Source organism: Longimicrobium sp. (assembly GCF_036280135.1).
Taxonomy (GTDB): Bacteria; Gemmatimonadota; Gemmatimonadetes; order Longimicrobiales; family Longimicrobiaceae; genus Longimicrobium.
On sequence record NZ_DASURI010000244.1, the window covers coordinates 1 to 10,687 of the forward strand.

Annotated in this window: 9 protein-coding genes; 6 read left to right on the forward strand and 3 right to left on the reverse strand. The window is 72.8% G+C overall.

The annotated features are described in order from the left end of the window. The first annotated feature begins 379 nt into the window (after positions 1-379). From VFZ20_RS07505 to VFZ20_RS07530, 6 genes are all read left to right on the forward strand, one after another. Positions 380-910: a hypothetical protein gene (locus tag VFZ20_RS07505; RefSeq protein WP_329683229.1), complete on the forward strand. Its 531-nt coding sequence runs from the start codon at positions 380-382 to the stop codon at positions 908-910. A gap of 23 nt (positions 911-933) precedes the next feature. Next, positions 934-1,437 (forward strand): hypothetical protein, encoded by a 504-nt coding sequence (locus tag VFZ20_RS07510; protein ID WP_329683230.1) that lies wholly within the window; start codon positions 934-936, stop codon positions 1,435-1,437. Between the two features lie 20 nt (positions 1,438-1,457). Further along, positions 1,458-2,309: a hypothetical protein gene (locus VFZ20_RS07515; RefSeq protein WP_329683231.1), complete on the forward strand. Its 852-nt coding sequence runs from the start codon at positions 1,458-1,460 to the stop codon at positions 2,307-2,309. A 2-nt stretch (positions 2,310-2,311) separates the two neighbouring features. Then, the gene (locus tag VFZ20_RS07520; RefSeq protein WP_329683232.1) at positions 2,312-2,923 is read left to right on the forward strand and encodes a hypothetical protein; all 612 of its coding nucleotides are present in this window, start codon (positions 2,312-2,314) and stop codon (positions 2,921-2,923) included. Positions 2,924-2,925: 2 nt separating this feature from the next. Continuing rightward, the gene (locus tag VFZ20_RS07525; RefSeq protein WP_329683233.1) at positions 2,926-5,442 is read left to right on the forward strand and encodes a carboxypeptidase-like regulatory domain-containing protein; all 2,517 of its coding nucleotides are present in this window, start codon (positions 2,926-2,928) and stop codon (positions 5,440-5,442) included. Between the two features lie 650 nt (positions 5,443-6,092). Beyond that, positions 6,093-6,485: a hypothetical protein gene (locus VFZ20_RS07530; RefSeq protein ID WP_329683234.1), complete on the forward strand. Its 393-nt coding sequence runs from the start codon at positions 6,093-6,095 to the stop codon at positions 6,483-6,485. 593 nt (positions 6,486-7,078) lie between these two features. On the opposite strand, the gene VFZ20_RS07535 is transcribed toward VFZ20_RS07530, so the two are convergent. The 3 genes from VFZ20_RS07535 to VFZ20_RS07545 form a co-directional block, all read right to left on the reverse strand. Further along, the gene (locus VFZ20_RS07535) at positions 7,079-7,465 is read right to left on the reverse strand and encodes a response regulator (protein ID WP_329683235.1); all 387 of its coding nucleotides are present in this window, start codon (positions 7,463-7,465) and stop codon (positions 7,079-7,081) included. Between the two features lie 164 nt (positions 7,466-7,629). Continuing rightward, the gene (locus VFZ20_RS07540; protein ID WP_329683236.1) at positions 7,630-9,105 is read right to left on the reverse strand and encodes an ATP-binding response regulator; all 1,476 of its coding nucleotides are present in this window, start codon (positions 9,103-9,105) and stop codon (positions 7,630-7,632) included. Between the two features lies 1 nt (position 9,106). Further along, a complete protein-coding gene (locus VFZ20_RS07545; RefSeq protein ID WP_329683237.1) occupies positions 9,107-10,474 on the reverse strand; it encodes a sigma-54 dependent transcriptional regulator in 1,368 nt (455 codons plus the stop codon). Between the last annotated feature and the right edge of the window lie 213 nt (positions 10,475-10,687).

Below are 10,687 nucleotides of genomic sequence, written 5' to 3' on the forward strand. Positions count from 1 at the left end.
TTCTCACGCAGAGGGAGCAGGGGCAGCAGAGGAACTGCAACTGATTTTCTCACGCAGAGCCGCAGAGGCGCAGAGGACTTCGTCGCGCGATGAAGTACTCCGCGTCCTCTGCGGCTCTGCGTGAGAATGCAGTTGTCGTCCTGGACATGGCAGGAGGGCCACGTTCCCGATCAGGAACGCGACTTTGTTCCCAATCGGGAACGCGATCCGGATGGGCGACATCTGTAAACATGCATAACTTCATGTCGTGCAATCGCTTAAATCACACTCTGCACATGGCATGTGCGTTGCTTTTTCCGGGGGCGGCAATCGCGGGTCGGGCCGGACGCTCCGGCGGGCCCCTGCAGTGCCCCACCCTGATGACACGGTACGAGGAACCATGAAGAAGCTCGCCCTTGCCGCGGCCGCCCTCTCCCTGCTCGGCGCCCCCGCCCTGCACGCGCAGACCGCGTCGGCCGACGTGAACGCCAGCGCCCGCGTGGAGGCCAGCCTTACCGCCGCCACCACGCACCAGCTGAAGTTCGGCACGCTGGCCATGGGCAGCAACAGCACGCTGGCCGCCAGCGGCACCGCGCAGTCGGCGCTCTCGGGCCTGACCACCGCCGGCCTGGGCCAGGTGCAGGTGCAGCACAACAGCAACGTGGGCGTCACGGCCACCGTCCCTACGTCGCTGACCAACAGCGTCACGGGCACGTCGCTGGGCTTCTCGGCCAGCTGCGCCACGGCGACCACCAGCGGCGGCACGGGCACGGCCGTGGCCAACTGCGCCTCGTTCAGCTTCAACGCGGGCACGCCGGGCGCGGTGCAGAGCACCTACGTGCTGGTGGGCGGCACGGTCACGGGCAGCTCGGCGGCCGGCGTGGGCGACTTCACGGGCACCATCCAGTTCACCTTCACCGCCACCAACTGAGGCGCGTGAGGACGGCGGAACGGATGCGCCGGATCCCGGCCCCGTTCCGCCGGCACGGGCGGGCGTGGCTGTTGTGCGGTCTCCTGGCCCTGCTGGCGGAACCGTGCTTCGCGCAGGCGCGGAGCACGGTTTCGGCGCTTCCGGTGCAGGGGCTTCGCTTTGGTGTGCTTGCCGCGGGCTCGCCCAGCATCGTGAGCCCGGCGGACGCCACCCGGCGGGCCAGCATCGACCTGGTGGGCGCGGGACAGGTGACGGTCATCTTTCACCTTCCCCCCGCCCTGCGGACGCCCGCCGGGGCCGCGCTGCCCCTTCGGTTCGGGCCCACGGACGGACGCATCGAGTTTCCCCGCAGTTCGCGGGTCATCGAGTTCGACCCGTCGGCGCCCGTGAGCTTTACCATTCCGCCGGGGCTGGGCGCGGCGCAGATCTTCCTGGGCGGAACGGCACAGCCGGGAACACGGCAGGCGCCCGGCAGCTACGACGGCGTGATCACCGTGCAGGTGGTGGTGGCCAACGCCGCCAGCTAGATCCACACACAGGCAGGACCATGGCAGCATCCGCACATCCGCATCGGCGCACGCGCCTCGTCCGCTCCCTCCTGCTGGCCCTGGGGCTGGTGCTGGCGGGGGCGCGGGCCGCGCACGCTGTGTCCGTGAGCCCCACGGCGCTCTACATCGACAGCCGCACCCGCACGGGCGTGCTTACGCTGCACAACCCGGGGACGCTGCCGGAAGAGATCACCATCGAGTTCGCCTTCGGCTACCCGGTCACGGACACGGCCGGCAACCTGACCGTGCCCGTGACCCGCGAGCCCGCCGCCGGCGAGCCGTCGGCCATGGGGTGGATGCGCGCCTTTCCCCGCCGCCTGGTCCTTCAGCCCGGGCAACGGCAGCTGGTCCGCGTGATGGTGGAGCCGCCCGCGGACCTGCCGGACGGCGAGTACTGGGCCCGCGTGCTGGTGAGCTCGCGGGGCGGGCAGCCGCCCATCGAGCAGACGCAGGGCGACGTGCGGCTGCAGCTGGACGTGGCCACGACGCTCGTCATGGCGGCCAACTTCCGGAAGGGCTCCGTGCGCACGGGGCTGGAGTTCACGGCGGAGTCCGCCCGGCGCGAGACGGATGGCGTGCACCTGCAGCTGGACCTGCGGCGCACGGGCAACGCGGCGTTCCTGGGCCGCATGCGGGCGGAGGTGGTGAACGAGCGCGGCGACGTGCTCGGCACGGCGTGGGACGACCTGGCCGTGTACCGCGACGTGCGCCGCCGCCACGTGATCCCCGTCCCCGCCGGGACGACGGGTCCGCTGTTCGTGCAGCTGACGGTCGACACGGAGCGCGAGGACCTGCCCGCGGGCGGGGCCCTGCCCGTGGCGCCGCTCTCCCGCCGCATCCCGGTGCCCTGACCGTGACGCTCCGCCGCGCGCTCCGGCCCGTTCTCCTGCTTCCCGCGCTGCTCGTGGCGCTGGGCGGGACGGCCGCGCGCGCGGGGGCCCAGGCGCAGGAGTGGACGTCCAACGTGGTGGCGTCCGTGACGGTGGCCCCGCCGCCCATCCTGCTGGAGACCACGCGCAACCTGTACTTTGGCAGCGTGGGGCCGGGCTCGGACGTGATCGTGCCCGCGCGTCCGCCGTACACGGCCGGCACCTGGAGCGCCGGGGCGCGGTTCGGCAACCTGCGCAAGAACGTGAACTACGGCGTGACCCTCACGCTGCCCACGCAGCTCACGCGGGGCACGCGCACCATTCCCGTGAGCTGGAACGGCACGCAGTACGGCTGGGTGTGCGTGTGGAACGCCAGCAACGGCACGCCCGACGTCTGCACGGTCATGCAGCAGGCGTTCAACCCCGCCTCGCACACGTCCACGGCGCTGGTGATCGACCTGCCCAACAACACGCCCGGCAACAACAACTTCGCTGCGGACGTGTACATCGGCGGGCGCCTGACCGTGCCCGGCGGCACGCTGGCCCCCGGCACCTACTCGGCCCCGATCAACATCACACTCGCCCGCATCAACTAGCCGTGCCCCGCCGCACCGCCCTGGCGTGCGCGGTGGCCCTGCTGTGCCTGCCGGCCGCCCTCCCCCGCCCCGCCTTCGCCCAGGAGGAGGGGCTTCTCGAGCTGCGCCTTACGGCCGTGGCGCACGCGCGCACGGTCCCCGTCCTCGTCGACACGGCGTCCGGCGTGCCCCTGGTGCCGCTGGGGCCGGTGCTGGAGTTCCTGGAGATCCCCGTCCGCCCGGAAGGGACGGCGCTGCTGCTGGAGTGGCCGCCGGAGATCTGGAACACGCGGGTGGACACGGCCGCGCGGCGCGTGACCCTCCAGGCGGAGTCGTTCACCGCTCCCCCCGCGGAGTGGATCGCCCGGGACGGCGACGTCTACCTGTCGCTGGGGGTGATGGGGCGGATCCTGGGCGGCGAGCTCTCGGTGGACTGGGAGAACGTGGGCCTGGTGGTCGGCGGGCGGACGGACTACCCCGTCGTGCGACGGCTGCAGAACGCGTCGCGCCGGCCGGTGGGCGGCCGCGCGGAGGAGCCGGAGGACGAGGACATCGCCGTCCCCTACCCCGCGCGGACGGGGGGCGCCACGCTGGGCTGGGCCCTGAGCGCCGCCATGACGGGGGACGCGTTCCAGGGCAGCGGCCACGCGGGGCTGGGGCTGGCCGTGGCGGGCGGGGCGCTGGAGACGGGCGCCACCGTGCGCGCCGCGGGGGACGCGTCCGGCATCGGCGAGCCGTACGGGCGCTACACGCGGTCGTTTCCCCGCGGCACGTGGGTGCGGCAGCTGGAGATCGGCGACGTGTACGGGGACGGGCTGGTGACGCGCCCCTTCTTTGGCATCAGCCTGACGAACGAGCCGTTGTACGCGCCCCGGCGCTTTGGCGAGGCGCTCGTGCGGCCCGTGCTGCCGGCGGGATGGGAGTACGAGGTGTACCAGGGCGACGTGCTCATCGGCGTGTCGTCGTCCGGCGGCGGCGATCCCGTGGCGGCGCCCATCGGCTACGGGACCACGCCCGTGCGCATCCGCCTGCTGGGACCCGCGGGGCAGGAGCGGACGGAGGAGCTGGTCTTTCTCGTCCCCACCGTGCAGGTCCCCGCCGGCCAGTGGCGCTATTCCGTGGGCGGGGGCGCGTGCCGCATCGCCACCTGCGACGCCCTGGGCTACGTGGACGTGCGGCGCGGCGTCACGAACCGGCTGACCGTGGGGCTGGGCGTGGACCACACGGCGCGCGACAGCGGCCAGGAGACGCGCCCGTACGGCATCGCCAGCTGGAACCCGCGGCCGGAGCTGCGGACGGAGCTGCGCGTGCGCCCCGGCGCGCTCGTCCACGGATCGATCGATCGATACGGCCAGGCGGGCGGATGGCGCGTGGCGGGCGGATGGCAGGCGGAGCAGAACGCCAGCCTGCTCCCCGTCCCCGTGTGGTTCGGCGAGGCCAACGGGTCGATCCTGACGCCGCTGCCCGGCCGGGGCCGCGTGACGTCGTTCTTTGCCCGCGCGCGCCTGCCCGACGGCGCGGGCGGAACGCCGCAGTGGCAGACGGGCGTGTCGTCCGGGCTGGGGCGCGCGCGGCTGGGGGCGCAGTTCGAGAGCGGATACCAGCGCCGCGACGTGCTCAGCGTGCTCGCGGGGACGATCATCCCCCGCTACGTCGTCCCGTCGCTGCACAGCTGGAACGTGGACGCGCGGCTGGACCTGGCCGGCGGATCGCTCTACGGCGCCGCGCTGACGACGACGTTCCGTCCCCTGGACCGCGCCAGCGTGACGGCGGGGCTCACCTGGTACGCGGATGGCGGCCCGCCCGGGCTGTCGCTGTCCGTCGTCACGCGCACCCGCGGCGCGTACGTGCAGACCAACGCGTACTCCGAGAACGGGCGCGAGGGCGCGTTCGCGTCCGTGGGCGGCGGGCTGGCGTTCGGCGGCGGCGGGGGGCTCGTGGCCAGCCCGTTCGAGACGGTGGGCCGCGGCGGCGTCGTGGGGACGGTGTTCTACGACGAGGACGGCGACGGCGCGTGGGACCCCGGCGAGGCGCCCGTGCCGGACGTGCCCGTGGTGGTGGGTGGCGAGCGCGCCGTGTCGGACGCGGACGGCGGATTCCGCGCGTGGGGGCTGATGCCGTACCGCGTCGTGGGCCTGAGCGTGGACACGCTGAACCTGGCCGCCACCAACGTCTCCGCCGGCCGGCCGGAGTACCTGCTGCGGCCCACGCCCAACGTGTACGCGCGGCAGGACCTGCCCCTGCTGCGCACCCGCGAGGTCACGGGCCGGCTGCGCTGGCGGGCCGCGGAGGGCGGCACGGGCGGGGTGACGGTGGAGGCGCGCGCGGCGGCGGGCGGCGTGTACCGCGTGGTGACGTTCAGCGACGGCGAGTTCTACTTTCCCCGCCTCCCCGCCGGGACGTACACGCTCACGGTGGCGGAAAGCTCGCTGCGGGTGCTGCGCGCCGCCGTCCCCGAGCCCGTGCCCCTCACCGTCCCCGGCGACGCGGGCGACGGCTCCATCCCCGCCCCCACCCTCCTGCTGGACCGCGCCGGCTGAGGCGGAGACGTAGACCTAGCACACGTGCACGCCCCGCGAGTGCGCCCCCTCCGCTCGCCTAGGCTCGCACCTCCCCCAAAAACCCCTGGGGGAGGTTGAACGGCGTTCTCGTCCCTCGGCGTCTCGTTCTCCTCCCCCCCGCGCGCAGAAGCGTCATCCTGAGGAAGCGCATGCGCGCAACCCGATGGCACACAATGCCATACGCGCGACCGAAGGATCTTGTGTGCGAGACTCGGGGCTGGCACTCACGCGCGGACGCCGGCCCGTGGACTTGGCCTGCAAGATCCTTCGTCGCCGCCACAGATCGCGCCGCGGCAAAGACTTGCGCGGCGGCTCCTCAGGATGACGCTTCGTGGGCGCGTCGGGGTCTGCGGCTCCCCCAGACAGATGCGTTCAGGATTCGAACGGCATCCGACGTTCCGACGGGATTGCGTACAATTATCGGACAGATAACCCCAAGCCATTGCAGGATGAGCACTTGAGGCACGGCATCCGCGCCACCGTCCGGGTACAGGACAGCGGCAGCGGATGCCGATCCATCTCCATTTATCGATCTGACAACGACTTAGGCCGGTTTCCCGCCGGGACCGGGTTTCGCCTTGGAGAGGCCGCGTTCGACGCAGCCCTCCATCGCGCAGCCCATCCGTCCCGTGAAAGCCCTCATCGCCGCCGCCGTCCTCGTCCTGTTCGTCGCCGCGCCCGCCCGCGCGCAGGCGGCGCACGCGCGCATGACGGCTTCGGCCACGGTGGTGGCGCCGGTGACGGTGGGGCCCAGCGCCGTGGAGCTGTCCGCGGCGCGCAACGGCGGCGTGGACGTGACGCGGCCGCTGGCGGTGGCCGGTGGCGCGCCCTGGGTGCTGGAGGTGGTGGAGGGCGCCTCGTACGACCGCGCCGCGCGCCGCCTGCAAATCCCGCCGCGCCCCCGCGACGCCCAGCCCGCGACGGCGCCCGCCGAGCCCCGCCCCGTCACGTTCCGCCTGGGGGACCGGCCCGCCTCCACGGAGCCGCGCCCCGTGACGTACGTCGTCGCGATGGTGAACTGACCGGGTGGTGTTGCCAAACCATACCTCGAATGGAAGCCAGGGAGCGTCATCCCGAGTCATTCGGCGCTACGCGCACCCTGCGGGATGAAAGCCACCGCAGTTCAACCTCCCCCAGGGATTATTGGGGGAGGTGCGAGCCTAGGCGAGCGGACGGGCGCTCGCGTGAGGCCTGCTACACGCCAGAACCAGCCCCCTCTTTCTATTCAGGGAGCGCCGCGCGCAACCTGAACGCACACAAGATCCTGGCGCGACCGAAGGATCTTGTGTGCGAAGCTCGAGCGCGGCTTTCGTGCACGAGGGCCGCCGCAGAGTTTCGCGGGCAAGATCCTTCGTCGCCGCCAAAGATCACGTTCGGACAGGGTCCACGCGGCGGCTCCTCAGGATGACGCGGTTCGAAGCGCGCTTTTTGGGCAGCACCCTCTCAGGGGCCCTCGCGAACGCGACCGTGCCGGATGGGTGCGGCCCCGAAGGATTGCGCTCCGGGCGCAAAGAAAACCCCTCGCCGGCCCAGGGCCGGCGAGGGGTCGCATTGTCTTGTTGCTTCGATGATCAGCGTCGGATGATCCGGATCAGCCGATTCGTCTGAACAACCGTCAGGGCGCCGCGTAGACGTGCGCGCTGAGCCACTCGGCCAGGCGCACGAACATCTCTCCGTCCTTGCGGATGAACTGCACCCGCGACTCGGCCACCTCGTCGGGGACGGCGTGCGGCGCGGCGGCGCTCACGAACACGGCGGGGACGCGCGCGTAGCCGTCCAGCGCGCGCAGGTCGCGGCAGCTCTGCACGCCGTCGCGGCCGGGCATGTCCACGTCCAGCACGAACGCGTCGACGCGGTGCGGGCCGGCGGCCGCCCACGACAGCAGCGCGTCGCCGGAGCCAAAGCGCAGCACGCGGAACCCCTGGTGCTCCAGCCAGGTGCCCACCAGCTCCGCGTGCAGCTCGTCGTCGTCCGCGAGCGCCAGCGTGGGGGAGTGCGTCATGGGAAAGAAAGCTTCGGAATACACGCCACGGGAGAGGGCAAGGATCGGCCCACCCGGTGCCCGATCCCCATCCTCATCATCCACAACGACTTGCGGCAAAAGCGCACCGCCCGGGACGCGCCCGCGCGTTCCGCCGTGGGAACACGTGTCCCCGATCGGGAACGTCAGCCCGCGTCCACGATGGAACGCAGCAGGCGCGTAAGGCGCGCCACCTCCGCGCCACCGCCGCCCCGCCGCACGGCCTCTTCCGCGTCCGCCGCCCCGTCCGCCAGCCCGTCGAAGCCGTAGCCGGCCGCGGCGCCCTTGAGCTTGTGCAGCTCGCGGAGAAGCGTCTCGCGGTCGCCGCCGTCCGCCGCGGCGCCCTCGATGTCGCGCAGCCGGCCCGCCAGCCCCGCGCGGAACCGGGCCCGCAGGGGGGCCAGGAAGTCGTCCTCCTCCGCCCCCTGTTCCCGGCCGGGAACGCGTCCGGACGCGGCGCGCGCCTCCAGGGCGGCATCCACGGCCGCCACGAGCGCCTCGGGCTCCACGGGCTTGGTTACCCGCCCGTCGAACCCGGGCGGGTTGGGATCGGCCGAGGCGCCGGCCGTAAAGGAGAGGACGACGGCGCCGTCCAGCTCCGGCACGGCGCGGACCTCGGCCAGGGCCTCCTCGCCCCGGCGGCCGGCCAGGTGCAGGTCCATCAGCACCAGCGCGGGGGCCGGCCCCAGCAGGCGCTCGCCCAGCCCCGGCGTGCCGGCGTCCGCCACGGCGCGATAGCCGGCCCGGCGCAGCACGGCCTCCGCGAACGCGCGGATGTCGCCGTCGTCGTCCACGACGGCCACGGTTTCCGTCCGCGCGCGCGCCGCCACCGCGCCGGAGGGGACAGGCGCGGCACCGGCCGCGGCGCCCGCGACGGGGAGCGCCACCCAGAACGTGCTTCCCCGCCCCGGCGCGCTGTCCACGCCGATGCGCCCGCCCATGGCGTCCGTGAGCATCCGCGACAGGGCCAGCCCCAGCCCCGCGCCCACGACGCGCATCCCCGGGGGGTTCACGCGGGAAAACTCCTTGAAGAGCCGGTCCTGGTCCGCCAGGTCGATCCCGGGCCCCTCGTCCGCCACCTCCACCCGCGTCTCGCCCTCCGCCTCGCGGGTGCGGACGACGATCTCGCCGCCCACGGGCGAGTACTTGATGGCGTTCTCCAGCAGGTTGAACATCACCTGCCGCAACCGCCCCGAATCCGCCAGGGCCGGCCGGGCGCCCTCGTCCGCCAGGCGGATGCGGACGCCGCGCGCCTCCGCCTGCGGCCCCAGCGCCGTGACGACGGCCCCCGCCAGCTCCGCCGCGCGCACGGGCGCCAGCGTCACCTCCAGCGTCCCCGCCTCCACCTTGCTGATGTTCAGCAGGTCGTTGACCACGTGCAGCAGGTGCCGCGCGTTGCGCAGGACGATGGCCAGGTACTCCGCCCGCGTCCGTGCGTCCATGGCCTCGCCCTCGCGCTCCAGCAGGGCCGTAAAGCCGATGATGGAGCTGAGCGGCGTGCGGAACTCGTGGCTCACGTGGCGGATGAAGCGCGTCTTTTCCTCGCTGGCGTGCTCCGCCTCGGCCAGCCGCGCCAGCAGCGCCTGGGGATCGAGCGGCGGAACCGGCGACTCGTCCGCCATCCTATTCCTTTCCCGTCAGCAGGCCGTGGCGCTTGCGGCGCTGCCACAGCACCTTGCGGCTCACCCCCAGCTGGTCCGCGGCGGCGGTGACGTTGCCGCCCAGCTCGCGCAGCGTCTCGTCGATGTACAGCGCCTCCACCTCCTCCAGCGTAAGGCCGCGGGGCAGCACCAGGCCGTCCACGGGCGCGGGGGCCGCCGGTTGGGGCGTGGCAAAGGGCGTGAGCTCCACGATCCGCAGCCGCGGCCCCTTGGAAAAGATCATGGAGCGCTCCACGACGTTGCGCAGCTCTCGGGCGTTGCCGGGCCAGTCGTAGCGCTGCAGGCGGTCCTCGCTCTCCGGCTCGATCTCGGGCAGCGGCTTGGCAAAGTACTCGGCCGCGCGCTTGACGAAGTGGCGGGCGATCTCGGGGATGTCGCTGCGGATGGCGCGCAGGGGCGGCAGCACCTGCGAGGCCACGTTCAGCCGGTAGTAGAGATCCTCCCGAAAGCCGCCGCGCTGCACCTCGCTCGCGAGGTCCACGTTGGTGGCGGCGACCACGCGCAGCGTCACGCTCTGCTCGCGCGTGGCGCCGATGCGGCGAAAGGTGCGGCTTTCCAGGAAGGTGAGCAGCTTGGCCTGCAGCTCCGGCGCCATGGAGCCGATCTCGTCCAGGAACAGCGTGCCCTCGTCCGCCACCTCCACGAGGCCCTTCTTGGCCTGCTTGGCGTCGGTGAACGCGCCCTTCTCGTAGCCGAACAGCTCCGCCTCCAGCAGGTGGGCCGGCAGGGCCGCGCAGTTGATCTCCACGAAGCGGTAGCCGGCCGCGCGGCTGGCGGCGTGGATGGCGCGCGCCACGAGGTTCTTGCCCGTCCCCGACTCGCCCAACAGGAGCGCGGACACCTGGGGGACGGAGCCCACGTCGGTGATGAACTCGCGCACCTGCTGGATGAGCGGGTGCCGGCCGATGATGGCGTGGGGGTCGAACTTGGCCTGGGTGAACGAGCGCAGCAGCTCTTCCTTGGGCGCCTGCTCCAGGGCGCGGTGGATGCGCGTCTCCAGCGCCCGCGGCTCGATGGGCTTGGTTACAAAGTCCGTGGCGCCCGCCTCCAGGGCCCGCTCGGCGTCGCCCTCGGTGCCGCGCGCCGTGGCGATGATGATGGGCAGCGAGCGGTTGATCTCGCGCACGCGGCGCACGAAGGCGATGCCGTCCATCCCCGGCATCACCAGATCGCAGACGATGGCGTCGGGCCCCTCGGCGCGGATCTCCTCCAGCGCGGACTCCGCGCGGGTGAACCCCTTGGTGGCGAAGCGGCGCCCGCGCTCGACCTGCGCGGTGACGAGCGCCACCTGGTCCGGGTCGTCGTCGATGATGAAGACGGTGGGGTTCATGGCTGGGAGTGCGTGAGTGCGTGAGTGCGGAAGTGCGTGAGTGCGGAAGTGCGTGAGTGCGGAAGTGGGACCGCGGACGGATGAGGTTCGTGCCGGGCTGTCTGGATCGCGCCGGGAGCGGGGCGCCGGGATCGTGCACGAAGGCGGAGTGTCTCTCGCCCGCGGAGAGCCCCCTCCCCCCGGCCCCCTGCCCCCGCTTCGCGGGGGAGGGGG